The organism is Curtobacterium sp. BRB10 (assembly GCF_031844325.1).
Classification (GTDB): domain Bacteria; phylum Actinomycetota; class Actinomycetes; order Actinomycetales; family Microbacteriaceae; genus Curtobacterium; species Curtobacterium poinsettiae_A.
The window spans coordinates 45,744-71,953 of sequence record NZ_JAUZVA010000002.1 but is presented as its reverse complement, the minus strand read 5'-3'; the positions used below and the strand labels follow the sequence as shown (position 1 = coordinate 71,953).

Sequence of the window (26,210 nt, the reverse complement as noted above, 5' to 3'; positions counted from 1 at the left end):
GGGGCACACGGTGCGTGGAACCTCGCACGGGGTGACGAGGCGCGCACGGTGCCGACGGCAGTCCAGTGGACGTGACCAGCGGTGGACGGGCGTGTTACGGGCACGAGTCGGGCGGTGTGCCGCGGTGCGCACCACGGTCGCCCCGCGTAGGTTCCAGCCATGAGTGCAGAGCTGACGCTCGGCGCCGAGGAAGAGCTGCACCTCATCGACCTCGAGTCCGGCCGACTTTCCGCGAAGGCCCCGCGCCTTCTGCCCAAACTGCCCACCGACCGCTTCGGCGCGGAGCTGCAGCGCACGACGATCGAGACGAACACCCCGGTGGTGCGGACCCTCGATGACCTGCGGCGGGTGATCGTCGACCTGCGCAGTGAGCTCAGCACCGCGATCGCCCCGGCCGGGGTCACCATCGCCGCCGTCGGTACCGCCCCGAGGTCGGAGTACGCCGACTTCGAACTGAGCTCCGGCGGTCGGTACGGCCGGATGCAGGAGCAGTACCGGATGCTCGTCGACGAACAGCTCATCTGCGGCCTGCAGGTGCACGTCGGGGTGAGCGACCGCGACCTGGCGGTGCTGATCGCCCAGCGGGTGGCACCCGTGCTCCCGGTACTGCTCGCGCTGAGCGCGTCGAGTCCGTTCTGGAACGGGCAGGACACCGGGTACGCCTCGTTCCGGAGCATCATCTGGCAGCGGTGGCCGTCGGCCGGCAGCTTCGGTCCGGTTGCGGACGCCGCCGAGTACGACCGGGTGCTCGACGACCTGATCGCCTCGGGCGTGATCGCCGACAAGAAGATGGCCTACTTCGACGTGCGGCCGTCCTCGCACGCGCCGACGCTCGAGCTGCGGGTCTGCGACGCGACCCCGGTGGTGGACGACGCCGTGCTCATCGCCGGACTCTTCCGCGCCGCCGTGCGCAAGGCCGAGAAGTCGGTCGTGTCCGGCGCCGAGTGGCACCCGCGCAGCGAACCCCTGCACCGTGCGGCGATGTGGCAGGCCGCACGCTCCGGCTTGAGCGGGGAACTGGTCGGACTGGGGCAGCACCCCGAACGGCTGCCCGCCGAGGTCGCGGTGCGCCAGCTCGTGTCCCGCCTGCGCCCGGAGCTCGAGGAGCTCGGCGACTGGGGCACGGTGACGGAGCTGCTCGACGCGACCCTGGCCCGCGGCAACTCCACCGACCGGCAGCGCACCGCGTACGCCGAGCGCGGGGAGATGGACGACGTCGTCGCCCTGGTGGTGGAGGACACCGCTGGGCTCCCGTCCGGACGCGACGAGGACCCGGTGGTCCCGATCCCCGGGTACCGCGTCCGTGCTGGCGACGAGGCGGTCGGCCCCGGGGCGCGCCCCCGTCCGGCGTTCCGTGACCTGGCGGCCTTCTTCACCGGCTGGGACGCCGAGACCGCGATCGACCGCTGCACCGCCCGCGACGTCTGGACCCGCGAGCACCACGTCGGCTTCGTGGTCGACGGCGGCGCGCAGGAGTTCGGCTGCGACCTGGTGCCCCGGACGATCAGCGCGTACGAGTGGTCGCAGCTCGAGCGTGGCCTGGGGCAGCGTGCCCGGGCGATCGAGCTGTTCCTGCGTGACGCGTACGGCGAGCGACGGATCGTGGCCGACGGCGTGCTGGACGCGGACCACTTCGTCGGCGCGACGGGCTCAGACCCGGACGCCACCCGGCTGCCGGCGACCGCCGTCCGTGCGCCGGTGCTCGGGTTCGACCTGGTGCGCAACGAGTTCGGCGGCTGGCGGGTGCTCGAGGACAACGTCCGCTCGCCCTCGGGCGTCGCGTACGGCATCGCCCTGCGCGAGCTGATGGACGACGTCGTGCCGGACGCCCCGCGGCCGGCGCACCTGCGCGACCCGCACGGCGTGATCGACCGGCTGCGCCGGACCCTCTGCGCGAACACCACCGCGGTGACGGGCACGACCGACCCCGTGATCGCACTGGTCAGCGACGGCCCTGCCGCCGGCGCGTGGTTCGAGCACCGCAGGCTGGCCGACGGTGCCGGGATGCGCCTGGTGTCCGGGTCGGACCTGGACGTCCGTGACGGACACGTGGTCGACGTGACGACGGGTGACGTGCTCGACGGACTGTACCTGCGGATCGACCGCGACGTCAGTGCGCTGACGGCGGAGCACGCTCCCGACCTCGGTGCGCGGATCCTCGACGCGGCCGAGGCAGGACGCGTCTACCTGGCGAACGCGCCCGGCAACGCGCTGGTCGACGACAAGGCGATGTACGTCACCGTGCCGGACCTGATCTGGTACTACCTGGACGAGAAACCCCTGCTGGCATCGGTGCCGACGTACCGCACGAGCATCGAGGTCGAACGGCTGTCGGTCCTGGACCGCGTCGGGGAACTCGTCACGAAGCCGGTCGACGGCGAGGGCGGCCGCGGGGTCCTGATCGGACCGAGCGCCAGCGCCCCCGAGGTGGCCGAGCGACGCCGCGAGATCGCCGCGGACCCCGCCGGGTGGGTGGGGCAGGAGGTGGTGCAGCTGTCCTCGCACCCGACGATCGGACCGGCCGGTCTCGACCCGCGGCACGTGGACCTGCGGGCCTTCGTGTACGCGACGGGGACCGGACCGGACGACGTGCACCTGGCCGACGTCGCCCTGACGCGCGTCGCGCCCGAGGGCAGCATGGTCGTCAACTCGTCGCAGGGCGGCGGCGCGAAGGACACGTGGATCGTCGGGAACCCGGCGGACACCGAGGGAGAGCGCTGATGTGTGGACTCGCGGGTGAGATCCGGTTCGACGGCCGAGCGCCGGACGTCGGCGCGGTCGCCCGGATGACCGGCTGCATGACCCACCGCGGCCCGGACGGCGACGGCCTGTGGGCTCGCGGCCCGGTCGCCCTCGGGCACCGACGGCTGTCCATCGTCGACCTGTCCACCGCGGGCGCGCAGCCGATGGTGCTGGCCGAGGCGGGGCTGACGATCGCCTACAACGGGATGGTCTACAACTACCGGCAGCTCCGCGACGAGCTGCACGGCAAGGGGCACCGGTTCGCGTCGACGTCGGACACCGAGGTCATCGCCCTGGCGTACGCCGAGTGGGGCACCGCGTTCGTCGACCACCTGATCGGGATGTTCGCCATCGTGATCTGGGAGCACGGCAGCGGCCGGCTGGTGCTGGCGCGGGACCGGCTCGGGATCAAGCCGCTCTACGTCGCACCCGTCCCGGGCGGGCTCCGGTTCGCGAGCTCCCTGCCGGCGATCCTGGCCGGCGACGCCGGCAGCGGCCGCACGAGCGGCAGCGGCGGCGCGAGCGGCACCGGCACCAAGGAAGTCGACACGTCCATCGACCCCGTCGCCTTCGCCTCGTACATGAGCTTCCACTCGATCGTTCCCGCGCCCCGCACGATCCTGGCCGGCGTCGGCAAGCTCCCGCCCGCGACCGTCCGGGTGATCGACCCGGACGGCACCGCGCACGACACCGTCTACTGGGAGCCCCGCTTCGAGCGCGACCCAGCCAAGTCCGACTGGTCCGAGCGCGACTGGGAGCAGGCGTTCATCGGCTCGCTCCGCACCGCGGTCGAGCGCCGGATGGTCGCCGACGTCCCGGTCGGGGTGCTGCTCTCCGGCGGGATCGACTCGTCCCTGGTCGTCGGGCTGCTCGCCGAGGCCGGGCAGCAGGACCTCGCCACGTTCAGCATCGGCTTCGAGGCGGCGGGCGGTGAGTCCGGCGACGAGTTCGAGTACTCCGACCAGGTCGCGGAGCACTTCGGCACCGACCACCACCGCATCCACATCCCCTCGTCGCGCCTGCTCGACGGCATCGACGGTGCGGTCGCCGCCATGAGCGAGCCGATGGTCAGCCACGACTGCGTCGCCTTCTACCTGCTGTCGCAGGAGGTCTCGCAACACGTCAAGGTGGTGCAGTCCGGCCAGGGCGCCGACGAGGTGCTCGCCGGGTACGACTGGTACCCGCCGCTCGCCGACGTCCCCCGCGACCAGGCCGCGGAGGCCTACCGCTCGGTCTTCATGGACCGCCGCTGGCCCGCGCTGCAGGGGCTGCTCGGGGAGCGGTGGAAGAGCGACGACGACACCCCGTCGGCGTTCGTGGACCGCCAGTTCGCACGGCCGGGAGCAGAGACCAGCGTCGACGCCGCGCTCCGCAGCGACACCACGATCATGCTCGTCGACGACCCGGTGAAGCGCGTCGACAACATGACGATGGCGTGGGGCCTCGAGGCCCGCGTGCCGTTCCTGGACCACGAGTTCGTCGAGCTCGCCGCCGCGATCCCGCCGTCGATGAAACTCACCGACGGCGGGAAGGGCGTGATGAAGCGCGCCTCGCGCGGGATCGTGCCCGACGCCGTCATCGACCGCAGCAAGGGCTCGTTCCCGGTCCCCGCCATCCGGCAGCTCGAGGGCCCCTACCTGGAGCGCGTCCGCGACGCGCTGCACGCACCCGAGGCGCGGGAGCGCGGACTCTTCGACCCCGCCACCGTCGAGCGGATGCTGCAGGACCCGAACAGCACCAGGACCGCGATCGGCGCGAACGCGCTCTGGCAGCTCGGCCTGATCGAGATGTGGCTGCAGCAGCAGGGGGTGCGGTGACCGTGGGTTCCGTCCGGACTGGAGGCGCGCAGGGCGTCGCGTCGTCGGCCACCGTCGAGCCGTCGGTCACCACCAGGGCCGCGGCCGACCTGGGAGCGCAGCTCACCGCCGCCTGGGGATCGTGGGGACCGACCATGACCCGGAACGCCCGGCGCGTGGCGTTCGTGTCCGACCGGCACGGCACCCCCGAGGTCTTCGTACAGGACGTCGTCGTCGACGGCGAGCCGCCGCAACCGGTGCGGATCGCGCTGTCCGACGACCCGGTGATCCGGGTGTCGTGGTCGTCCGACGGGGAGTGGCTCGCCGTCGCCATCGCGACCGACGGCGGCGTGAAGCAACAGGTCTGGGTGGTGCGGCCGGACGGCTCCGACGCCGCGCAGATCGCCGGCTCGCGGTACCAGCACGCCGAACTCGGACCGTGGAGCCGCAGCGGCCACCGGGTCGTCATCACCCTGCCCTCGACCGAAGCCGACCAGCCGGCTCGCTCGTACCTGGTCGACCCGGTCTCCGGCGACCGCGACGACCTGGCCGTGGGGGAGCTCATCCACATCCTCGACCTGTCGGTGGAGGAACGGCTCGTCGTGCTGAGCGACGGCCAGCGCGGCCAGGAGTTCGTCGTCGTGGTCGACCGGCTGACCGACGAGAGCCACGCCCTGTTCGCCGACGACCCCGACGGGTCCGCCGAGATCGCGTTCCTGCGGCCCGCGCCCGCGAGCGAGACCAGCCCGCTCGTCGCCTACGTCGCCACCGAGGCCGGACTGCCCCGCCGCGGACTCGTCGCGCAGCCGGTCGGGCCGCACGGCTGGCGTGGCACACCCCGGCCGATCGTCGAACGCGACGACGCCGAGCTCGAGTACCTGGACGCCGACGACGCCGGCCGCACGCTGCTGCTCGTCTGGAACGTCGACGGGCGCAGCGAACTCGACCTCATCAACACCCAGGACGCCTCGCGCACCCCGGTGCCGGACCTGCCCGGGTACGTCGTCACCGATCCCGTGCTCAGCCGCGACGGCCGGAGCGTGCTGCTCGCCGTCGAGGGGCCGACCCGGCCGCGCGAACTGTGGCGGCTCGACACGAACGCGCTGACCTGGAGCCGGGTCACCGACGTGCCGGCGCTGCCCGACGTGCAGCTGGTCGAGCCGACGCTCGAACGGTTCGCCGCCCGTGACGGACTGGAGCTGACCGGCTGGCTGTACCGGGCCGTGGAGCCGACCGCGTCGGTGGCGGGAGCCGACGTCGGAACGCATGTCGGGCCTCCCGGCCGCGCAGCGCTCGTCCACCTGCACGGCGGACCGGAGTCGCAGGAACGACCCACGTTCTCGCCGCAGCACCAGGCGCTCGCCGCCGCCGGGGTGACCGTGTTCGCGCCGAACATCCGTGGGTCCTCCGGGTACGGTCACGAGTTCGTGCACGCCGACGACCTGGCGCTGCGGTGGAACGCGCTCGCCGACGTCGTCGACTGCGCGCGGTTCCTGGTGACCAACGGGTACGCCGAACGGTCCCGGGTCGCCGTCGAGGGACGCTCGTACGGTGGGTACGCGACGCTCGCGTCGTTGGCGTTCACGCCCGACGTGTTCGCAGCCGGGGTCGCGGTGTGCGGGATGAGCGACTTCGCGACCTTCTACCGCGACACCGAACCGTGGATCGCGGCTGCTGCCGCCACGAAGTACGGCCACCCCGTCGAGGACGGGGCCCTGCTCGCGGCACTGTCGCCGATGCGCGCGATCGACGACGTCACGGCGCCGCTGCTCGTCGTGCACGGTGAGCTCGACACGAACGTGCCGATCGGTGAGGCGCACCAGGTCGTCGCGGCGCTTCGGGAGCGGTCGCACGACGTGGACTACCTGGAGCTCGAGGGTGAGGGGCACGAGTACCGGCGGGCGTCCTCGCAGGCGCTGCTCGTGCGGCGGATGGTGGAGTTCGTGGCGGCGCGGCTGGGGTGAGGCGGGCGCGGGGCGCTCGGTCTGGTGCGAGGTTCTGTACTCCGTGCGGTGCACGTGCGCTCGCACCGAGTACGGAACCTCGCACGGGCCGTGAGCCCCCTCGCACCGTGCGAGCCGCGGCACGGCGTCACCGGGTGCAACGATGCGCTGGCGGCGCTCGCCGCGGGCGGAGAATGGTGGGATGACGACGACTGCGCCGACCTCGACCGCGCTGCCCCGACCCGGAGAGGTCTTCGTGGCCTCGGCAGCGGACGTCGAGCAGGTCGTCCACCGTGCCACGAACCAGTACGCCTCGGGCGTCGTCGCGGACACCGCCGGGTGGGCGGACGGCGATCGCCGCCGGATCGAGGACCTCGGGTTCCGTGGTGGTGACTCCCGCGGCGAGGCGCTCCGGACGCTCGACCTGACCATCGCCGACGACGGCACGCCGACGCGGATGCTCGACGCACCCGCCATGGCCGCACTGAACAGCCACCATGCGCGGTTCGCCGAGCGGCGCGGCGACGTGGTCCGCTACCAGACCGACGTGTCGGTGTGGACGGGGATCCCCGCGCAGCCCACGCCGCAGGACTGGGAGGACGTCCGGGCGCTGCTCGGGTCGGACGGGATGCTCGGCGTCGGTGCGGCTGCCGTCCTGCCCGAGGGGTGGGAGCTCGTCGAGGGTGCCGGCGGCGTACAGCTCACCGGTGAGGCGATCGAGGGTGCGCCGGACCCCGAGGCCGTCGTGCTGACGCCCGACGACGTGCCGGAGATGACCGCCCTGGTGGAGCGGACGAAGCCGGGGCCGTTCCTGCCGCGCACGATCGAGCTCGGCACGTACCTGGGCATCCGGCGGGACGGACGGCTCGTCGCGATGGCGGGGGAGCGCCTGCACCCGCCGGGGTGGACCGAGATCAGCGCGGTGTGCACGGACGAGGCGTACCGGGGGCAGGGGTTCGGTCGGCGGCTCGTGCTCGCCGTCGCGCACGGGATCCGCGAGCGGGGGGAGACCCCGTTGATGCACGCGGCCGCCGGGAACACCGGGGCGATCGGGCTGTACCAGCACCTCGGGTTCCGACTGCGTGACCGGGGAGCGCCGCGGTTCGTGCGGGTGCCGTGAGCTGCGTCCGGGCCTGACGGTTCAGAACGCCGCGAGGGCGCGGCGGAGCATGTCGTGGCCCTGGGCCTCGAAGCCCTCGTCGCCGACCGCGTAGGCCCAGGTCGCGGTGCCCACTGCTTCGCGGAGTTGCAGCCAGCGCCACGCGTCCGGGGTGCGTGGATCGTCGCCGTACCCGTCGAAGAACGCCGCTTCGAGCCCGGGATCGTGCTGCCAGTGCAGCACCGCGAGGCGGGTGAGGTCGAAGGACACGGGGCGCCAGCCGAAGCGGCCGAAGTCGATGACGCGCAGTCGGCCGCCGTCGACGATCCAGTTGCGCGGGTGGAAGTCGCCGTGGGTCGGGACGAGGGCCTGCGTCGCGTGGTCGGTCGGGAGTGCGCGTAGTGCCGCTCGTGCGCGGGCGACCACCTCGTCGGGGATCCGGTGCGGTGCGTCGAGGGCGGCCAGTGCCTTCGCCTGCTCGTGCTGCAGGAACGTCGGGTCGTGGCGGGTGTCCTGGTCGTGCAGCCGTCGGAGCAGTGCTCCGGCCTGTCGGTGGACGTCGGTGTCGTGCTCGTCCGGGGTGCCGAGGGCGAGGTGCCCGGGGACGCGTTCGAGCACGAGGACGCGGTGGTCCTCGTTCGCGGCGACGAGGGCACCGGCGTCCCCGCTGGCTCGGAGTGCGGCGGTGGCGGTGCGGTGTGCTTCGAGCTCGCGGGGGAAGTGCGTGTTGGTCTGGCTGGAGGCCTTCACGGTGAAGCCGTCGTCGCCAGCGCGGACGTGCAGGACCCTCGTGTCGAGGAGCCCCCACGACTCATCGGCCACGACGTTGGCGTCGGGAAGCGTCTGCTGGACGAACGCGATCTGGTCGACCTCGAGTCCGGTTTCCCCCCAGTGCATGGCGGCACGCTACCGTCCTGCTCCGACCACTGGAACCCCTCGAAAACGTCTCGGTAGCCGATCGGCTACTCAGCAGCTGGTTTGCCTACCCTCGTGAAGTCGGCCACTCCGTGCTAGTCGGCGCTTGAGGTTATCCAGCGCTGCGGCACGCGATCGTCGGTAGCGAGGAGACCCGCCCGCAACGCGTCGGACCGTTGTCCGCGCAGCAGAAGGGCGCCACGAAGCCGCCCCTCGAACCGGAACCCGACTCGTTCGGCGACACGTCGAGAGCCGATGTTCTCCGGAGCAGCGGTCCACTGCACTCTGAAGAGTCCCAGACCTCCCGAGGCTGTCGGCAGGAACGCATGATCCAGCACGGCAGTCACGGCCTGCGTCATGATGCCCCGGCCGCGACCTTCCGCGGCAAGCCAGTACCCGATCTCAGCCGTGCCCCGGCCCAGTTCGATGTCGAACAGGTTGATGATGCCGAGTAGCCCCTCCGATGAGTCGACGTGTCGGACACCCCAGACCAGCTTCCGGCCGCCAGCCCACCGTTCCGGCACCAGGGTCTTCACGTAGTGGGCCGCATAAGCGCGGTCATACGGGACGGGGACGGTAGTGAACGCGATGATCGCGGGGTCACTGCAGTGCTGCACCAGCGAGTCAATATCGTGCTCGTCGGGCACGCGGAGCACAACCTGATCAGTCACGAGTTCGAACGGTTCCACGCATCAGACGGTACGACGCCGTTGACGTGCAGTCCTGATCCCGACTCGACCGATGCACCACATGCACGGAGGCGAGCCAACGTTTGTCCGATAGCGGATCGGCTACCGGGCGGCGTCGGTCAGCACTTGGCCGATCCACTCATGATGATCGAGTTCGGCAATCTCGGCGAGAGTCGCCCACCGGGTTTCGAGCACTTCGTCCTCGTCGAGGAGGAACGACGACGGGCGCAGTGAGCAGAGGTACGCCACCGTCACGTACCCAACTTGGTCGCCGTTGGGGTAGACGTTCTCGAGGGTGGCGCCACCGTAGGCCCCGATGATCCGGATGACGTCGCTGCCCACACCGAGTTCTTCCCGCACTTCGCGCACTACAGCCGCGCGGGGGTCCTCGCCGGGCTCGATGCCGCCCCCTATCAGGCTCCATCGTCCGGAGTCGCGCTGCCGCGCCAGGAGGAACCGATCGTCGTCTCGGATGACCGCGGTCACGCCCGGAAGGAGTAGGTAGCTGCTCCCGATCCGCTCGCGCAGCGATCGGACGTACCCAGAGACCGGCATGCTCCGACGCTACCGTGCGGTCCGCCCGCAAGAGGATCCGCTACCGGGCGGCGGTGGAGCCAGACGAGAGGCAGCCTGGGGACCGGCCCAAGCATGCTCTACGCGTACTATCGACAGTCGGCGCAGTCGCAGGCATCCTCCTAATAGTTGCCGGGTTCGTGGTGCAGTAGATGAGCAGTCGAACTTCCCAGATGAGCGACCGCCTGTAGCTATTCACCGGTAGGGGATTGCCTATCGGCCTCGGTCAGCCACTCATGTTTGCTTTGCTCACTCACGCCCGTTTCGGGCGGGCCCATGGAGTGCAAAGCCGATCGCTCCCACGCCCGCGAGCAGCAATCCCATCGCAGCGATGACCAGCCCGGCCGCCACGAGCCCGAAGTAGTCCGTACCAAGGAAGGTTCCGAGAAGCGCCATGACGAGGCCCGCAGCCAACGCCCCTGCGCCGATCGCAAGGCCGAGTACGCGAGGCGGGACGCGAGACAGCATGCTTTCATCCAACTCCCCATGATCGGCGTCCGGTAGCCGATCTTGGGTTCAGCTGGTCGTTCGATCCCGACTGCCGCGACGGCGAGGTGCGGCGATCTACGTGTTCGTCGCCGCCTTGAGGATGACGACGGCGACCATGGTCAGCAGGAGCGCGCCGCCGATGCCGGCGAGCGGGTACCAGACGCCGCTGGCGCGATGGTGGCGTCGGATGCCGAACGCACCGCCGGTGATGACTGCCGCGAAGCCGCCGAAGAAGGTGAGCCCCATGCTGCTGTACCAGCCAGCATCACCGCAGGAAACGGTGCGGGCGCCGCAAGTGCTGTACGAGATGAGGCTCTCGTTCAGGATGTAGCCGACGCAGCCGATCGTGGTGAGCAGCCCGACGACGATGACGACCCAGACGAGGACGAGGTTCCACAGCGCGCCGCGGTCGCCGAGCGGTGCGCGTTGGATGCGGGACGCCATCGGGCTCCTGTTCTGGTCCGTCTCTCGGATGTCATCAGAGTGCCATGCGGGCAGCGAGGATCGATGCCGTCGCCGCTGGCCACAGCGCATCCAGCCGCGGCCCCCATGGTTCTGCCATCACCCCACTCTGACGAAGCGCGGTGACCTCCGACAGGGAGACCCAGCGCGAACCCATCACCTCGGTCGGATCCGCTCGCACCGCGGACCCGCTCGGCTCCTGCACGACGAAGAGGTCCACGAGCGCCGTCTCCTCGGTGAAGCGGCCGACACGGCGCAGAGCCTCGGGCTCGACTGTGACGTTGGTCTCCTCGAGCAGCTCTCGGCACGCAGCTGCAGGACCAGTCTCGCCAGCGAACGCGCTCCCACCGGGGAACTCCCACCCGAAGGCGAACTCATTCGTCGGAGCCCGCTGCGTGAGGAGTACGGTTCCGTCGGCTCGGTAAACGCACACCGTGACCACCAGATGGAACGCCCCGCACGGCCAACCCGCGTCCCCGCGCCGGAACGTCCCACCCGTCGGCACCCCGGCCGCGTCAACAAGATCCCACCACTCGTCCACGCCGCCAGCGTAGGACGAACCGGCACGCGGAACGCCGTCATGCGGCGTCCGGCAGCGGATCGTCTATCGGACTCTCGATTCGACAGGCGGCGTGGCCTTCAAGCATTTTCTTGGCGGGAGCAGAGCGGTGGCGGTGGGCTCACCTGTTTTCGCCGGTTGCTCGCTCGTGGTTGGTGGCCGGAAGTCGATCCGAGGCCCGTCGGGTCGGTGCGGACGCCGTCAGGGGAGCAGGTTCTCCGGCTGCCGTTCCGTCACCGCTGACCGGTGCTCCTCGACGTACCGGCGCGCACGCCGGATCCGTCCGATCGTCCGCGGCAGCAACCACACGAGGACGCCGACCATGAGCACCAGGAACACCGCCGAGAACACCACCAGGCTGCCGCGGAGGATCCCACTGACGAACTGGAACGCGATAGAGACGTACAAGAGCGTGACGTAGGCCAGGTTGAACTGCAGCACGAGCTGCACGAGCTGGGCGTACCGCACCACGGCCGGCTGCTCGTCCGCGTCGACGGATGAGCCCTTGCCGCGGAGCACCAGCTTCGCGTACCGCCGCAGCCGGTCGACGTCGCGTCCGCCGGCGTCGCGCAGCAGGCGACTGAACGGGAGCGCGACGATGATCGCCGCGAATGCCGTGGCGAGGAAGGTGAGCTGACCTGCGAGCAGGATCCCGATCACCGCTTCGTGGGGGCGGCTGTGGTCGAGGACGTTGAGCACGGTGACACCGGCCGCCGTGACGACCGCAGCGACGGCGAAGGTGGTGCCGATCCTGGCGACCTTGCGACGGATGACGTCCGGCCCTGGGAGGACCTGGTCGCGCAGGTCGACCATCGGGACGTCCGTGCGACGGAACTGACTGCCGAGCGGACGCGCGAGGGCGACCAGGACGGCGGAGCCGCCAACGAGCACTGCCGGCACCCACAGCGGGGCCCGGGCGGACACGCTCGCGATCACGACGACGACCGCCGCCGCAGCGACGACGGCCACCACGACCAGGAAGGCAGTCCGGAGCCAGCGGCTGTGCCCGGACGACGTGCGCTCGTCGAAGTACGCCGCCCAGGAGCCGATGACGAGGGGGCCGATGACGAGGAACGGTGCAGCAGCGGCCGCTGCGATGAGGAGTCCGTCCTGCGCTTCCCGCAGGTACAGCGCCACGAGAAACCCCGCGCCGAGCGTCAGTGCGGTCGTGACGACGATGGTCACCAGGTAGGCCAGGACTCGCATGCGTGCTCCTCGAACGGCGCCGACGCCGTGTCCACGCTGCTCATCATTATGGCCGCTCAGAGCCCCGCGGGGCCGGACCGTGCGGTTCTCCGAGTCGGCGGTGCGGATCGAAACCGAACCATGGTGGTGCACCGCAGGTCGACAGGTCCCGCTCGCGGGACACTCCCTCATCGGGACGCCGGTTGGGTGCGGCGACGACAAGGGTAGATACATGGGGAACACCTCGGAGGAAGGTGTTGCGTCATCAAGTGAATCCGGGGGCGCTGAATGCTCCACGGTTTCGCGCTCATCCTCGCGGTGCTCAGCAGCGGACGTAGCGGGAAAGTGCGGCGGAGGTTGCGAGCAAGCAGGTCAGGGACTGAAGGGCTGGGATGCCCCGAGTAGGTCCGTCGTCGGCCTGGTCGTGCGGGCCAGTCGATCTCGCGGGAGTGCAGACCCGGTCTGGTACAGCCTGGCCCGCAGCCCTCCCACCGAGCCCGAGTCGTGGATTCTCTAGGATCGACCCATGTCCACGACCATGCCCGGCTTCGGGACCGAACGCATCGCGCAGCTCGGCCTGCGTGACCGCGTGTACGACCGGGTGCTCGAGGTCCTGATGGGCCACGACGTCGAACCGGGCATGCGACTGTCGATCGACGGACTGGCGCGCTCCCTCGGGGTCTCGCCGACCCCGGTGCGCGAAGCCCTGGTGCAGCTCGAACGTACGGGCCTGGTCACCCGCGAAGCGAACAAGGGGTACCGGGTCTCCCCGCCCCTGGCCGGCGACCAGCTCGAGGCCCTGTTCGACGCCCGGCTCATCGTGGAGAGCGGCGCGGTCGAGCTTGCGGCCCGCGGCGACGTCGACGGTCTGCGCGAGCGACTGGCAGCAGCGCTCGACGAGCAGGCTGCGGTGGCCGCCGAGGTCGCGTCCGTCGGTGCTGCGCACGCGCCGGAAGAGCTGATGGCGCGCTTCTTCCGTAGCGATTGGCAGTTCCACCAGCTGATCTTCGACGCGACACGGAACCCGTTCCTCGAGGAGATGTCCGAGATCATCACGACGCGCGTGCACCGCATGCGGCAGATCGTCGAGGGTGGCGGGGACGACACGGATCGCGCCGTGCAGGAACACCGGGCCATCCTGGAGGCGCTGGCTGCGGACCCGACGTCGGCCGTCGCCGCGATGCGGCTCCACATCGACGCGGTCCGGTTGCGTTCGCGCGCGGACGCGTCCCACACGAGCTGAGGCAGTGGGGTTGCGTTCCGGCGTCGCGCGAGTATCTTTCCTATAGGAAAGAGGTTCATCGCCGAACCGCCACGACATGCAAGGGAGCATTCCGTGACCACTCCGCAGGACTGGGTCGACCAGGATTGGGACCCCACCACCTGGACGTCGACGACCTGGCCGATCGCCGCGTGCCTGCACGGGTTCGCGCAGGTCACCCGCGACGGGACGGCCTTCCACGACGCCCCCGCCGAAGTGTGGGACGAGGTGTTCGGGCAGATCGAGGCCGTCGGCTTCTCGCTCGCCGAACTCGCCGACAGCCACATCCGGCCCGCAGATCTCGAAGCCTCGCGCCGTGACGAGCTGTTCGCCGTCGCGAAGTCGCACGGCATCGGCATCCCGTCGGTGCACCTGCAGCGCAAGAGCGTCATCCAGCCCGGGCACGAGGACGAGAACCTCGCCTACGCCCACCGCACCATCGACGCTGCGGCCGAGTGGGGCATGCAGGTCTTCTCGACGGGCCTGCACCAGCCGTTCACCGACGCCCAGAAGCGCGCGCTGTGGTTCTGGACGGCGCCGGGCCCGAAGGACCCGGACGACCCCGAGGTCTGGGCCGCCGCGGTCAAGCGCCTGCGGGAGCTCGGGGAGCACGCTGCGAGCGTCGGGCTGCCGATGGCGCTCGAGCTGTACGAGGACACGTACCTCGGCACCGCCGACAGTGCGGTCCGCCTGGTCGAGGAGATCGGGCTCGACAACGTCGGGCTGAACGCGGACGTCGCGAACCTCATCCGCCTGCACCGGCCGATCGAGGACTGGCGGGAACTGTTCGCGAAGACCATGCCGCACACGAACTACCTGCACGTGAAGAACTACACGCGTGACGAGGCCGGCGACGGCAGCTGGGCGACGAGCGCTCCGAGCACCATGGAGACGGGCCTCATCAACTACCGCCAGGTCCTGCGCGACGCCGTCGCCGACGGGTTCCGCGGGATCGTCATGACCGAGCAGTACGGCGGGGACAGCCTCGGCGTCTGCGCCACCAACCAGCAGTACATCCGGTCCGTCCTCGCGACGACGACGCTCGACGCGACGGCGACCCCGACTGCAGCAACCAGCACCGAAGGAGCAATCCGATGAGCACCCTCGACATCGCCGTCGTCGGGTCCGGCTACATGGGCGGCGGGATCGCCCAGGTCCTCGCCCTCGCCGGCCACACCGTCCGGATCGCCGACGTCTCGGCCGAGATCGCCCAGCAGAACCTGGAGCGACTGCTCGGAGAGACCGAACAGTTCGTCGCCGACGGGCTGTTCCCCGAGGACGCCGTCGAACGGGTCCGCGCACACCTGAGCGCCGCAGAGTCGATCGAGGCCGCCGTCGCCGACGCGGACTTCATCGAGGAGGCCGTGCCGGAGAAGCTCGAGATCAAGCACGCGACGCTCCGCCGCATCAGCGAAGCCGCCCGCCCCGACGCCGTGATCGGCTCGAACACCTCGACGATCCTGATCGAGTCGCTGGCCGAGGCGGTCGTGGGCCCGGAGCGGTTCCTCGGCGTGCACTTCTCGAACCCGGCACCGTTCATCCCCGGCGTCGAGCTCATCCCGCACCCGACCACGAACGAGCACGCGGTCGAGGTCGGCGAGACCGTCGTCGCCGCGACCGGCAAGCAGTCGGCGCGGGTGAAGGACTCGACGGGGTTCGTGCTGAACCGCCTGCAGTACGCGCTGTTCGAGGAGGCCACGAAGATCGCCGACGAGGGCATCGCGAGCCCTGACGACATCGACACCATCGTGCGGACCACGTTCGGGTTCCGCCTGCCGTTCTTCGGTCCGTTCGCGATCGCCGACATGGCCGGGCTCGATGTCTACGCGTTCTGCTTCGAGTCGCTGCAGACCCGCTGGCCCGAGCGCTTCGCCACCCCGCCGTCGCTGCAGCAGCACGTCGACGCCGGTGAGCTCGGCACGAAGTCCGGCGCCGGGTACCTCGAGGTCCCTGCCGACCGCACGCCCGAGCTCATCGCCTACCGGAACAAGGCCTACGTCGCGATGCAGAAGCTCCTCGACGAGCTCGGCCCGGCACCGATCCACTGAGCCCGGAGCACGAATCATGAGCACGCAGAACCAGTCAGCCGGCCAGCACCAGGACCGCACCGTCGTCCTCACCGGGGCCGCCTCACCGCGGGGCATCGGCCGCGCCACCGCCCACCACCTGGCCGGCGCCGGGTGGGACGTCGGGATCATCGACCTCGACCAGACGGCGAGCGAGCAGGTCGCCGCCGAGATCCGCGAACAGCACGGAGTGCGGGCCGTCGGTGTCGGTGCGAACGTCGCGGACGAGTCCGCCGTCCGTGCGGCCTTCGACACGATCGAGGCCGGACTCCAGCCGATCACCGCACTCGTGAACCTGGCCGGGGTGTCGTCCGCGCACGCTTACCTCGACCTGCCCGAGGGGGAGTGGCACCGGGTGCTGTCGATCAACCTCGACGGTGTGCACTTCGCCAGCCTGCGGGCGGCGGAGTCGATGGTGCGGTCCGGCTACGGGCGCATCGTGAACCTGTCGTCGGTCTCCGCCCAGCGCGGCGGCGGCACCTTCAGCAAGACCCCGTACACGGTGGCGAAGGCCGGCGTGATCGGCCTGACCCGTGGTCTCGCGCGCGAGCTCGGCCCGCGCGGCGTCACGGTCAACGCGATCGCCCCCGGTCCGATCGACACCGACATCATGGGCGGCACCCTCTCCGAGGAACGGAAGGCCGAGATGGCCGCCGACGGCGTGCTGCCGCGCATCGGCACCCCGCGGGACATCGCTGCCGCGATCGCGTACCTGATCAGCGAGGACGCCGGGTTCGTCACGGGCCAGACGCTCAACGTCGACGGCGGCCTGTACATGCACTAGGGCCAGCCGCCCACGGAACGCGCGCCGACCGGGCGACGCGATCCGTGCCTCCCGTCCGGACGACCGAACCGACCGCCGGACGCCAGAACGACCGCACCGTGCTCGCAAAGGAGCGAACCCGTGTCACTACCCCCTGCCCCCGCGCTCGGGTCGACGAACGACCCCGGACTGAAGTCCGCCATCGGCAAGGCGACGAAGCACCTCATGCCGATGCTCGTCATCCTGTACTTCGTCGCGTTCCTCGACCGCACGAACGTCGGCTTCGCCGAAGAGGCCCTGCGCGTCGACCGCGGCATCTCCGACGCCGCCTTCGCCCTCGGCGCCGGCATCTTCTTCATCGGCTACGCGATCTTCGAGATCCCGTCGAACCTGCTGCTCAAGCGGTTCGGTGCGCGCTTCTGGCTCGCCCGCATCGCCGTCACGTGGGGCATCGTCGCCGCACTGTTCGCCTTCACGACGAACGACACGATGTTCATCATCCTGCGGTTCATCCTGGGTGTGACCGAGGCCGGGTTGTTCCCGGGCGTGATCATGTACCTGTCCGAGTGGTTCCCGAACAAGGTGCGCGTGCGCATGTTCGCGATCTTCTACCTGGCGCAGCCGTTCTCGCAGATGATCGGCGCCCCGCTGTCCGGCGGTCTCATCAGCATCGGCGACCAGGTCACGCCGTTCCACGGCTGGCAGGTCATGTTCGCCGGCGAGGGGTTGCTGGCGGTGTTCGCGGGCATCGCGGCCCTGGTGTTCCTGACGAACAGTCCGCAGCAGGCGAAGTGGCTCGAACCGGGCGAGAAGGCGTCGCTCACCGCGGCCATGGAGCGCGAGGACACCGCCCGCAGCGAGGACGGCCCGAAGGGCATCTGGCGCGCGATGGCGAGCGGGCGCGTCTGGTACTTCACGATCATCTACTTCTGCCTGCAGGTCGCCGTCTACGGTACGACGTTCTACCTGCCGCAGCAGGTGTCCTCGCTGCTCGGGCAGGACGTCGGCTGGCAGGTCGGTCTGGTGTCCGCGATCCCGTGGCTCGTCGGACTCGTCGCCTGCTACCTGATCGGGTCGCGTGCGGACTCCGTCGGACGCCGTCGTCGCTGGGGCACCCTGTTCTACGTCACGACCGGTCTGTCGATCCTCGGCTCGGCGTGGGCGGGTGCGAACGGGCAGCCGGTGCTCGGCATCCTGTTCATCACCCTGGCCGTCGCGAGCTTCCTGGCCGTCGGCCCGATCACCTGGGCGTACCCGACGGCGTTCCTGACCGGTGCCGCAGCCGCCGCGGGCATCGGCCTGATCAACTCGCTCGGCAACCTCGGCGGGTTCGTCGCCCCGATCATGCGCACCGCGATCAACGAGGTGGTGCCCACCGACAGCGGTGCGTTCGGCATCGTCTCGCTCGGCGTCCTGGCGTTCGTCGCCGCGGTGATGATCTTCTGCACCAGGTTCTTCCGCGGGGCCAAGGCCGACGAACTGCTCGACACCTCGCACGTCCGCACCACCGACCAGAAGGGCAGCAAGCGATGACCAGACTGTTCAACGACCCGGCGGACTTCGCCGACGAGGCGACCGACGGCTTCGTCGCCGCGAACGAGCGGTGGGTGCGGAAGGTGCACGGCGGGGTCGCCCGTTCCACCACGAGCCCCGACGGCACCGTCGCGGTCGTGATCGGCGGGGGTTCGGGCCACTACCCCGCGTTCGGTGGACTGGTCGGGCACGGCCTGGCCGCGGGTGCGGCGATGGGCAACCTGTTCGCCAGCCCGAGCGCCCAGCAGGTGGCCGGTGTCGCGCGGGCTGCCGAGCACGGCGGCGGTGTGCTGCTCAGCTACGGCAACTACGCCGGTGACGTCCTGAACTTCGACGCCGCGGCGCGCACGCTCGAGGCCGGCGGCATCCCGGTCCGGACGGTCCGCGTCACCGACGACGTGACGAGCGCCCCGGCCGACGACCGCGCGAAGCGCCGCGGCATCGCGGGTGACCTCTGCGTCTTCAAGGTCGCCGGCGCCGCCGCCGAGCGCGGGGACGACCTCGACACGGTCACCGTCGTCGCCGAGCGGGCGAACGACCGGACGCGCAGCTTCGGCGTCGCGTTCTCCGGGTGCTCGCTGCCGGGTGCCGAGGAACCCCTGTTCACGGTGCCCGAGGGCCGGATGGCGGTCGGCATGGGCATCCACGGCGAACGGGGGATCGACGAGACGGACGTGCCCTCCGCGGACGGCCTGGCCGAGCTGCTGGTGTGCCGGCTGCTCGACGAACTGCCCGACGGTGTGGCGCTCGAGGGCCAGCGGGTGGTCCCGATCCTGAACGGCCTGGGCTCGGTCAAGTACGAGGAGCTCTTCGTCGTCTACCGCTCGGTGCAGCGGCGCCTGGCGGACGCCGGGGTCGTCATCGTGGAGCCCGAGGTCGGCGAACTCGTCACGAGCTTCGACATGGCCGGGGTCTCCCTGACGTTGTTCTGGCTCGACGACGAGCTCGAGGAACTCTGGGCAGCACCCGCGGACACGCCCGCCTACCGCAAGGGCGGTGCGGTCGCCGCACAGCGGGTCGACCCGTCCACCGTGGCGGCGGACGCCGAGGGCGTCGGCATCGGCCCGGCGACCGACGAGTCCCGCGCGGTCGCCCCCCAGGTCGCCGCCGGGTTCGCCGCGGTCCGCGCCGTCCTCGACGAGCACGCCGACGAACTCGGGCGCATCGACGCCGTGGCCGGTGACGGCGACCACGGCATCGGGATGCAGCGCGGATCGCACGCCGCTGACGTCGCAGCCGCCGACGCGGTCAGCCGCGGTGCCGGTGCCGGCACCGTCCTGCTGGTCGCCGCGGACGCCTGGTCCGACAAGGCCGGCGGCACGTCCGGTGCGATCTGGGGTGCCGCCCTGGAGGCACTGGGTCGCGTGGTCGGGGACGACTCGCGTCCGTCGGGTGCCACCGTCGCGCAGGGGGTCCGCGCGGCCACCGAGGCCGTGCTCGCGTTCGGCGCCACCGTCGGTGACAAGACGATGGTGGACGCCCTGGTGCCGTTCGACGAGGTGCTCCGCACCCGGCTCGACGCCGGGGCTGCGCTCGCCGAGGCCTGGGGCGATGCCGTCCGTGCCGCCCGCGGAGCCGCCGACGCCACGGAGTCCCTCGTGCCGAGGATGGGCCGGGCGCGGACGCACGCCGACCAGGCCGTCGGCACCGCGGACCCCGGTGCACTGTCCTTCGCCCTCGTCGTGGAGACGGTCGCCCCGTGATCACCGTCGGGGTGTCGCTGAAGACGTACTTCTCGCACGCCCGGACGCTGTCGTGGGCGGCCGAGGTCGGCGACATCGCCCGGCGACACCCCGCGGTGCGCTCGGGAGCGGTGACGCTGTTCGTGGCGCCGACGTTCCCGGCCCTCGTCCCGGTGCGTGACCTGCTCGCCGGGTCGGGAGTGCTCCTCGCCGCGCAGGACCTGTCGTGGGCCGACGCGGGCGCGTTCACCGGCGAGGTCTCCGGCGCCGAACTGCGGGAGATCGGCGTCGACCTGGTCGAGATCGGGCACGCCGAACGGCGTTCCCTGTTCCACGAGGACGACGCGACGATCGCGGGGAAGGTGCACGCGGCGTTCCGCAACCACCTGCGTCCGCTGGTCTGCGTCGGGGAGCCGGACCGGGCCTCCGATCCGACCGAGGCCGTGGCGGCGGTGACCGCGCAGCTCGACCGGGCCGTCTCGACCGCCGTCGCGGACGGTCTCGCCGGACCCCTCACCGTCGCCTACGAACCGGTGTGGGCGATCGGCGCACCGGCCCCCGCACCGGACGACCACATCGTGGCGGTGCTCGCCGGGATCGAGCAGCACCTCGCCACCCGGCCCGAGCTGCACGGCAGCACCGTCCTCTACGGGGGCAGCGCCGGACCCGGGCTGCTCACCCGGGGGCAGGGGCGGATCGGCGGGCTGTTCCTCGGACGGTTCGCCCACGACCCCGCCGCGGTCGAGGCGATCCTCGACGAGGTCGCGGCGCTCAACTGAGCTGGTCGCGAACCGGCCGTGGGGCGCGACCGAGCAGCTCGCCGAGCAGCGGATCGGTGCCGGCGAACAGGCCCCGCTCGGCGGCCTGGTACATGCCGAGCAGGAACCCGACCATGTGCGGGTCCTGCCCCGCTGCCAGCGCACGGGCACGCCACTCGTCCTCGCCCAGGGCCTCGAACCCGATCGTCCGGCCGGACACCTCGGACGCCTGCCGAGCCAGGTCGGCGAAGGTCGGTGCGTCCGGAGCGGTGAGCGTCACCGGCCCGTCGAACGGCTGATCGGAGAGCAGGATCGCGGCGGCTGCCTCGGCGGCGTCCTCCCGGGCGGTCCACGACACCGGGCCGTCGACGGGGACGGACACCGTGCCGGTCTCCTGCCACGGGCCCGTCATCCAGGCGGCGCTGTGCGCGTAGAAGCCGTTCCGCAGGCTGGTCCACGGCAGCCCGGAGTCGCGGAGCAGGTCCTCGGTGGCGGCGTGGTGCGCTGCCGGTACGAAGGGCGAACCGTGTGCGGCACCCTGGTGGCTCGTGTACAGGATCCGGCCGACGCGGGCGTCGACGGCTGCGTCGACCGCAGCACGGTGCAGTGCGACGGCGTCGGCGGCCGGGTCGCTCGACGAGACGAGCAGGAGCTGGTCGGCGCTCGCGAAGGCTGCCGGCAGGGTCTCCGGTTCGGCGTAGTCGCCTCGGCGGACCTCGACGCCGCGGTCGGCGAACCGCCGTGCTCGGGCTGGATCACGGGTCACCACCGCCAGGTCGGACGGCGCGAGGTGCTCGAGCAGGTGGTCGGCGGTGGCGCCGTTGAGGGCTCCGGTGGCCCCGGTGATGACGATCATGACTTCTCCGTATCGGTGGAAACAGCGAGGTGGTATCGCTGGTAACGCAGTGATAGCACAGATCCGTTATCGTTGTTCCGTGATCGAGCAGGGAAGCCAGCGCGACGAGACGCGTTCGCGCATCGTCGAGGTCGCCGGCACCATGCTGCGTGAAGGCGGTGCCGCGGCGGTGACCACGCGGGCGGTCGCGGACGGCGCAGGCGTCCAGGCACCCACCATCTACCGGCTGTTCGGCGACAAGGACGGTCTGCTCGAAGCGGTCGCCGAGCACGCGATGGCAAGGTTCTCGGCGACGAAGGCCGACGCCGTCCGGGCTGCCCGTGACGAGGCGACCGACCCCGTCGAGGACCTGCGCACCGGGTGGTCGATGACGATCGGCTTCGGGCTGGCGAACCCCGACCTGTTCGTGCTGTTGAGCGACCCGGAGCGCGGCCGTCGCTCGGCAGCCGCCCGCGCCGGGACCGCGCTGCTCGCCGAGCGCATCCGGCGGGTGGCCGAGGCCGGACGACTGGCCGTGCCGGAGCGCCGCGCGGTCGAGCTCGTGCACGCTGCCGGCACCGGTGCGGTGCTCGCGATCCTGGCCGCTCCGGCGGACGAGCGGGACCCGTCACTCGCTGATGACGTCCTCGAGGCCGTGCTCGGGCGGATCCTCGTGTCGAGCGGGTCGACGACGGACGACTTCGACGCGGACCCGGGCGGTCAGGGCCGGGGCCGTGACGCCGTGACGAGCGCCGCGATCACCCTCCGTGCCGCAGCGCCCCGGCTCGATCGACTGTCGACAGCCGAGCGGACGATGCTCGCGGAGTGGCTCGACCGGATCGCCGCGGACTAGTCCTCGCGGGTGCCCGCCAGCCCGTGGTCGTGTGCGTAGACGACGAGCTGCACCCGGTCGCGCAGCGACAGCTTGCCGAGGATGCTCGAGATCTGGGTCTTCACCGTCGACTCGGTGACGTACTCCCTGGTGGCGATCTCGGCGTTCGACAGGCCACGGGACGCCCACCCGAACACGACGCGCTCCCGCTCGGTCAGGGTCGCGAACTCCGGCGGCTGCGGTGCCGGGGCCCGCGCCACGTCGGTGCCGAACAGCTGCGCGAGGTCGTTCGGTGCGATGACCGAGCTGCCCTCGTGCACGGCCCGCACCGCGGCGAACAGGAACGGCGGCGTGGTGTCCTTGAGCAGGAACCCGCTGGCGCCGAGCCGGATCGCGGTCGCCGCCGCCGGGTCGAGCCCGAAGGTGGTGAGCACGACGACGCGCGGCAGCGGACCCGGCACGGCGCCGGAGTAGAGCTGTCGGACGGTCTCCACGCCGTCCATGCCGGCCATCCGCATGTCGAGCAGCACCACGTCGGGGCGCACCTCGGGGATGCGTGCGAGCGCTTCGGCCCCGTCGGAGGCCTCACCGACCACGCGCATGTCGTCCTGGGCGTCGAGCACCACTCGGAGCCCCGCGCGGAACAGCGCCTGGTCGTCGGTGAGCAGGATCCTGATCGGTTCGGTCATCGGACGGGTCCCCCTTGGACGTCGAACGGGATGCGGGCGCGTGCCGTGAACACGTCGTCCAGCACGGCGGCGTCGAACGACCCACCGAGGGCGCCGAGGCGCGAGTCCATGCCGTCGATCCCGCGGCCCGAGCCGGCGGTGGTGCCGTCGCCGGCGACGTTCTCGACCTCGAGCACCAGGTCGGCGTTCCGCCAGGTCTCCCGCACGACGACGGGGTTGCCGGGGGCGCCGTGGCGCAGGGCGTTCGTGAGCATCTCCTGCAGCACACGACGGGCTGCCGTGCCGGTGTCCGGGCGCAGGGCCAACGGAACGCCGCGCACCGTGCGGTCGACGTCGACCCCGGCGTCGCGGATGCCCTGCACGATCTCCTCGAGCGAGCCCGGCCCGGTCGCCTCGGCGGAGCCGTCGATGTGCCCAAGGACCTGCCGGACCTCGACCAGGGAACTCCGGGCGGTGCTGGCGATGGTGGCGCTGACCGCTCGGATGCGCGCCTCGTCGTCGAGGAACGGCACCGAGTCGGCCTGCGCGATGATCACGGCGAGCGAGTGGCCGACGACGTCGTGCACGTCGCGGGCGATGTCGGCGCGGATGCGTTCGGACTCGGCGACGTCGATGGCGCGGGTGGCGGTGGCCTCGGCCTCGGTGGCGACGGCCTCGGCACGCGATGCTGCGGCCTCGGCGTCGGCACGGCGCTCCGACTCGCGGTCGCGGGAGCGGAAGGCCCGGACGGCGACCCCGCCCGCCCAGACCCCGAGCAGCGCGGTCACCGGGGCGGCCATCGCCAGGAACGCCTGGTCGCGCGGGCCGTTGATGAGCACGAGGAACCGGAAGCCGGTCGACGCCAGGTAGACCGTCGCACCCGCCCCGGCGACGACCGCGAGCACGCCGGAGACGACGACCTCGGTGCGGGTGCCCACGACGGCGGCGGTGCCGATCACGACGAACATCGCGAGGTCCACCAGCGACGGGCGCTCGCCGCCGCCGACCTGGACCACGCCGAGGACGACGACCATCGCCATCGCGGCGGACGGGGAGATGCGACGCAGGGCGATCGCCACCGAGGCCGACAGCACCGCGGCGAGGCTCGCGTGCTCGAGCTCGAGGTCGATGGGCAGCAGGAAGACGAACGCCGCCAGGACCGCCCAGGCCACGTCGACGACGATCGACCGGGTGGCGAGCGGCCGGAGGAACCTGCCCCGTTCGGTCACGAGAGCGATCCTCCCATGCCGTACCGGCGTCACGCGGGCGGCGTCATGGCCATGAGTGCGATGACGGTGGCGACCACGATCGCCGCGCAGAGCAGCAGGGTGGCGATCGTGTGCTTGGTCGAGGTCTGCATGCTCCCAGCCTGCGCAACCGGACGGCCGACGGCATCGGGCGGTCGACCGAAGGGCCTCGTCCTGCCGGGTGAAGCCGATCCGCGCGATCCGGCCACCTTGGACCGCCGCTCAGTACCCCCGGCGAACCATCGGCCGTGCAATCGCTCGATCGAGACGAAGGAGCACGAGTTGTACTTCCACAAGCAGGAACTCCAGTTCAAGTCGACACCCGACAAGCCGGATGCCGTGTATGCCCGCAAGCTGCAGGAGGTGCTCGGCGGCCAGTACGGAGAGATCTCCGTCGCGCTGCAGTACCAGTTCCAGGCGTGGAACATGCACATTCCCGGCAAGTACCGCGACATGGTGTTCGGCATCGGCGCCGAGGAGATGGGCCACGTCGAGATGCTCGCGACGATGATCGCGCAGCTGCTCGAGAAGTCCCCGCTCGGCATCACCGAGGACGCGCTGCAGGACGATCCCACGGTCGCCGCGATCGTCGGTGGTACCGACGTCCAGCACGCGATCGTCGCCGGTGCGGGTGCCCGTCCGGTGGACAGCAACGGCAACCCCTGGCAGGGCTCCTACATCACCGCCAGCGGCAACCTGCTCGCCGACTTCACGGCGAACGAGAACGCCGAGATGCAGGGTCGAGTGCAGGCCGCCCGGCTCTACCACATGACCGACGACCACGGCGTGCGGGACCTGCTGTCCTTCCTCATCGCCCGCGACACCATGCACCAGAACATGTGGGCGACCGCCGCTGCCGAGCTGCGCGAGAAGGGTGTCGAGGGCTTCCCCGTGCCGAGCAACTTCCCGCAGTCGAAGGAGAACCAGGAGGTCAACTACCAGTACCTCAACTTCTCCGACGGTGCCGAGGCGGGGAACGGCCCGTGGGCGAGCGGCCCCTCGTTCGACGGCAAGGGTGAGTACTCGTACCACGACGGCCCGACGACCTCGGTCCCGATGCCGCCGCCCACGCACCCCGACGTCCGGCTCTACGGCACCACCGAGCTGCCGAACGTCGTCGAGAAGACGGCCGGCCTGGTGCAGGACAAGCTGAACAAGGAGTAGTCCCGACGGTCGCCCACGCGACCGACGGAACGACGGGAGGCCCGGCGCACGACGTGCACCGGGCCTCCTGTCCGTCAGGTGGTCACCGCACCGACGGGGCGGACCCGCCCACGGTCATCAGCGCCCCCGTCTCGGGTTCTTCGTCGCGTGGTGCCTCGAAGATGCCCGAGTAGGCGCGGACCGCGCTCCACCCCGCGATCAGCAGGGCCGTGCCGAGGACCGCCGCGACCCAGGGGGCCAGGAGTGACTGCTCGAAGAGCCGTGGCGCGGCGACCCAGGCCAGGAACGTGCCGGTCAGGCTGCCGGCGGCCCCGAGCAGCACGGCGGTGCGCCGGTCCAGGCTCGTCAGCGCGAGCGCCGCGGTGACGACGAGGACCGCCACCACCGCGTTCAGCAGGACGGACGTCATCGCTGACGCTCCTCACTCGGCGGCGGCGCCGGAACCGACCGCGAGCTGCTCGGATCCGCCACCGACGGTGACGGCGATCTTGCGCGGCTTCGCGGACTCCTTGACGGGGATCGTGACGCTCAGCACGCCGTTGTCGTACCCGGCGGTGATGCGCTCGGCGTCCAGGCCGTCGCCGAGCGTCAGCTGCCGGACGAACGTGCCGGGCTGGCGCTCGCGTGTGAGCCACTGCGACCCCTCGGGTGCTCCCAGGGTGCGCTCGGCGCGGATGGTCAGGACGGAGCCGTCCACGTCGATGTCGACGGAGCCCGGGTCGATGCCGGGCAGGTCGACGTCGAGGACGTAGTGGTCCCCGGTGCGGTACAGGTCCATCGGCATCGAGCGCGGGCCAGCGGCGGTGCCGAGGAGCGAACCCGCGAGTCGGTCGAGCTCGCGGAACGGGTCGAAGTTCATCGTCATCGGAATCAACTCCTTCGTGGTTCTCGTTGAGTCCCCTCGATTCAACTGCCACCGTTTTAGCACTCGACCCTGGTGAGTGCCAAA

General features: G+C 71.2%; 25 protein-coding genes. 13 read left to right on the top strand and 12 right to left on the bottom strand.

Annotated elements, in window-relative coordinates:
* Window positions 1–159: 159 nt before the first annotated feature.
* The 4 genes from Q9R26_RS04140 (at window position 160) to Q9R26_RS04125 (ending at window position 7,601) form a co-directional block, all read left to right on the top strand.
* A complete protein-coding gene (locus Q9R26_RS04140) occupies window positions 160–2,721 on the top strand; it encodes a carboxylate--amine ligase/circularly permuted type 2 ATP-grasp protein (protein WP_311226626.1) in 2,562 nt (853 codons plus the stop codon).
* Window positions 2,721–4,559 carry an N-acetylglutaminylglutamine amidotransferase gene (locus Q9R26_RS04135; RefSeq protein ID WP_311226625.1) on the top strand — a complete coding sequence of 613 codons (1,839 nt, stop codon included), beginning with the start codon at window positions 2,721–2,723 and terminating at the stop codon, window positions 4,557–4,559. Before Q9R26_RS04140 ends, Q9R26_RS04135 begins: the two co-directional genes overlap by 1 nt.
* Window positions 4,556–6,502, top strand: a complete 1,947-nt coding sequence (locus Q9R26_RS04130) for a prolyl oligopeptidase family serine peptidase (protein WP_311226624.1) — start codon at window positions 4,556–4,558, stop codon at window positions 6,500–6,502. The genes Q9R26_RS04135 and Q9R26_RS04130 overlap by 4 nt, the downstream gene beginning before the upstream one ends.
* A gap of 181 nt (window positions 6,503–6,683) precedes the next feature.
* A complete protein-coding gene (locus tag Q9R26_RS04125) occupies window positions 6,684–7,601 on the top strand; it encodes a GNAT family N-acetyltransferase (protein ID WP_311226623.1) in 918 nt (305 codons plus the stop codon).
* 21 nt (window positions 7,602–7,622) lie between these two features.
* Here Q9R26_RS04125 and Q9R26_RS04120 read toward each other — a convergent pair whose 3' ends face one another.
* The 7 genes from Q9R26_RS04120 to Q9R26_RS04090 all read right to left on the bottom strand — a co-directional run bounded on the left by Q9R26_RS04120 (window position 7,623) and on the right by Q9R26_RS04090 (window position 12,473).
* Complete coding sequence (locus Q9R26_RS04120; RefSeq protein WP_311226622.1) at window positions 7,623–8,477, bottom strand: aminoglycoside phosphotransferase family protein; 855 nt, start codon at window positions 8,475–8,477, stop codon at window positions 7,623–7,625.
* Window positions 8,478–8,590: 113 nt separating this feature from the next.
* A complete protein-coding gene (locus Q9R26_RS04115; protein WP_311226621.1) occupies window positions 8,591–9,184 on the bottom strand; it encodes a GNAT family protein in 594 nt (197 codons plus the stop codon).
* A gap of 102 nt (window positions 9,185–9,286) precedes the next feature.
* Window positions 9,287–9,739 (bottom strand): NUDIX domain-containing protein, encoded by a 453-nt coding sequence (locus tag Q9R26_RS04110; protein WP_311226620.1) that lies wholly within the window; start codon window positions 9,737–9,739, stop codon window positions 9,287–9,289.
* Window positions 9,740–10,006: 267 nt separating this feature from the next.
* On the bottom strand, window positions 10,007–10,225 hold the full coding sequence (locus Q9R26_RS04105) for a hypothetical protein (protein ID WP_311226619.1): 219 nt from the start codon (window positions 10,223–10,225) through the stop codon (window positions 10,007–10,009).
* 96 nt (window positions 10,226–10,321) lie between these two features.
* Window positions 10,322–10,690, bottom strand: coding sequence for a hypothetical protein (locus tag Q9R26_RS04100; protein ID WP_182064172.1), 369 nt, complete (start codon window positions 10,688–10,690; stop codon window positions 10,322–10,324).
* Between the two features lie 34 nt (window positions 10,691–10,724).
* Complete coding sequence (locus tag Q9R26_RS04095; protein WP_311226618.1) at window positions 10,725–11,249, bottom strand: NUDIX hydrolase; 525 nt, start codon at window positions 11,247–11,249, stop codon at window positions 10,725–10,727.
* Between the two features lie 219 nt (window positions 11,250–11,468).
* Complete coding sequence (locus tag Q9R26_RS04090) at window positions 11,469–12,473, bottom strand: hypothetical protein (protein WP_311226617.1); 1,005 nt, start codon at window positions 12,471–12,473, stop codon at window positions 11,469–11,471.
* A 505-nt stretch (window positions 12,474–12,978) separates the two neighbouring features.
* Between Q9R26_RS04090 and Q9R26_RS04085 the strand changes: the two genes are divergently transcribed.
* The 7 genes from Q9R26_RS04085 to Q9R26_RS04055 all read left to right on the top strand — a co-directional run bounded on the left by Q9R26_RS04085 (window position 12,979) and on the right by Q9R26_RS04055 (window position 20,536).
* Entirely contained in the window at window positions 12,979–13,695 is a 717-nt protein-coding gene (locus Q9R26_RS04085) for a GntR family transcriptional regulator (RefSeq protein ID WP_311226616.1), read from the top strand.
* A 93-nt stretch (window positions 13,696–13,788) separates the two neighbouring features.
* Window positions 13,789–14,811, top strand: coding sequence for a sugar phosphate isomerase/epimerase (locus Q9R26_RS04080; RefSeq protein WP_209132577.1), 1,023 nt, complete (start codon window positions 13,789–13,791; stop codon window positions 14,809–14,811).
* Window positions 14,808–15,761: a 3-hydroxyacyl-CoA dehydrogenase family protein gene (locus Q9R26_RS04075; protein ID WP_311226615.1), complete on the top strand. Its 954-nt coding sequence runs from the start codon at window positions 14,808–14,810 to the stop codon at window positions 15,759–15,761. The genes Q9R26_RS04080 and Q9R26_RS04075 overlap by 4 nt, the downstream gene beginning before the upstream one ends.
* Before the next feature lie 16 nt (window positions 15,762–15,777).
* Complete coding sequence (locus Q9R26_RS04070) at window positions 15,778–16,563, top strand: SDR family NAD(P)-dependent oxidoreductase (RefSeq protein ID WP_311226614.1); 786 nt, start codon at window positions 15,778–15,780, stop codon at window positions 16,561–16,563.
* A 120-nt stretch (window positions 16,564–16,683) separates the two neighbouring features.
* Complete coding sequence (locus tag Q9R26_RS04065; RefSeq protein WP_311226613.1) at window positions 16,684–18,075, top strand: MFS transporter; 1,392 nt, start codon at window positions 16,684–16,686, stop codon at window positions 18,073–18,075.
* Window positions 18,072–19,778 (top strand): dihydroxyacetone kinase family protein, encoded by a 1,707-nt coding sequence (locus Q9R26_RS04060; RefSeq protein ID WP_311226612.1) that lies wholly within the window; start codon window positions 18,072–18,074, stop codon window positions 19,776–19,778. The genes Q9R26_RS04065 and Q9R26_RS04060 overlap by 4 nt, the downstream gene beginning before the upstream one ends.
* Window positions 19,775–20,536: a triose-phosphate isomerase family protein gene (locus tag Q9R26_RS04055; RefSeq protein WP_311226611.1), complete on the top strand. Its 762-nt coding sequence runs from the start codon at window positions 19,775–19,777 to the stop codon at window positions 20,534–20,536. Before Q9R26_RS04060 ends, Q9R26_RS04055 begins: the two co-directional genes overlap by 4 nt.
* Here the strand turns inward: Q9R26_RS04055 and Q9R26_RS04050 are convergent.
* Window positions 20,529–21,371 (bottom strand): NAD(P)H-binding protein, encoded by an 843-nt coding sequence (locus Q9R26_RS04050; RefSeq protein ID WP_311226610.1) that lies wholly within the window; start codon window positions 21,369–21,371, stop codon window positions 20,529–20,531. The two genes, Q9R26_RS04055 and Q9R26_RS04050, sit on opposite strands and share 8 nt — an antisense overlap.
* Window positions 21,372–21,450: 79 nt before the next feature.
* On the opposite strand from Q9R26_RS04050, the gene Q9R26_RS04045 reads away from it, so the two are divergent.
* Window positions 21,451–22,203 (top strand): TetR/AcrR family transcriptional regulator, encoded by a 753-nt coding sequence (locus Q9R26_RS04045; protein ID WP_311226609.1) that lies wholly within the window; start codon window positions 21,451–21,453, stop codon window positions 22,201–22,203.
* On the opposite strand, the gene Q9R26_RS04040 is transcribed toward Q9R26_RS04045, so the two are convergent.
* The gene (locus tag Q9R26_RS04040; RefSeq protein WP_182064186.1) at window positions 22,200–22,871 is read right to left on the bottom strand and encodes a response regulator transcription factor; all 672 of its coding nucleotides are present in this window, start codon (window positions 22,869–22,871) and stop codon (window positions 22,200–22,202) included. The genes Q9R26_RS04045 and Q9R26_RS04040 overlap by 4 nt on opposite strands.
* Window positions 22,868–24,079 (bottom strand): sensor histidine kinase, encoded by a 1,212-nt coding sequence (locus Q9R26_RS04035; protein WP_259362632.1) that lies wholly within the window; start codon window positions 24,077–24,079, stop codon window positions 22,868–22,870. The genes Q9R26_RS04040 and Q9R26_RS04035 overlap by 4 nt, the downstream gene beginning before the upstream one ends.
* Window positions 24,080–24,379: 300 nt before the next feature.
* On the opposite strand from Q9R26_RS04035, the gene Q9R26_RS04030 reads away from it, so the two are divergent.
* Window positions 24,380–25,261 (top strand): manganese catalase family protein, encoded by an 882-nt coding sequence (locus Q9R26_RS04030; RefSeq protein ID WP_182064187.1) that lies wholly within the window; start codon window positions 24,380–24,382, stop codon window positions 25,259–25,261.
* 82 nt (window positions 25,262–25,343) lie between these two features.
* Here the strand turns inward: Q9R26_RS04030 and Q9R26_RS04025 are convergent, their stop codons facing one another.
* Both Q9R26_RS04025 and Q9R26_RS04020 read right to left on the bottom strand, forming a co-directional pair.
* Window positions 25,344–25,670 (bottom strand): hypothetical protein, encoded by a 327-nt coding sequence (locus tag Q9R26_RS04025; RefSeq protein ID WP_182064188.1) that lies wholly within the window; start codon window positions 25,668–25,670, stop codon window positions 25,344–25,346.
* A 12-nt stretch (window positions 25,671–25,682) separates the two neighbouring features.
* On the bottom strand, window positions 25,683–26,126 hold the full coding sequence (locus tag Q9R26_RS04020; protein ID WP_182064189.1) for an Hsp20/alpha crystallin family protein: 444 nt from the start codon (window positions 26,124–26,126) through the stop codon (window positions 25,683–25,685).
* Between the last annotated feature and the right edge of the window lie 84 nt (window positions 26,127–26,210).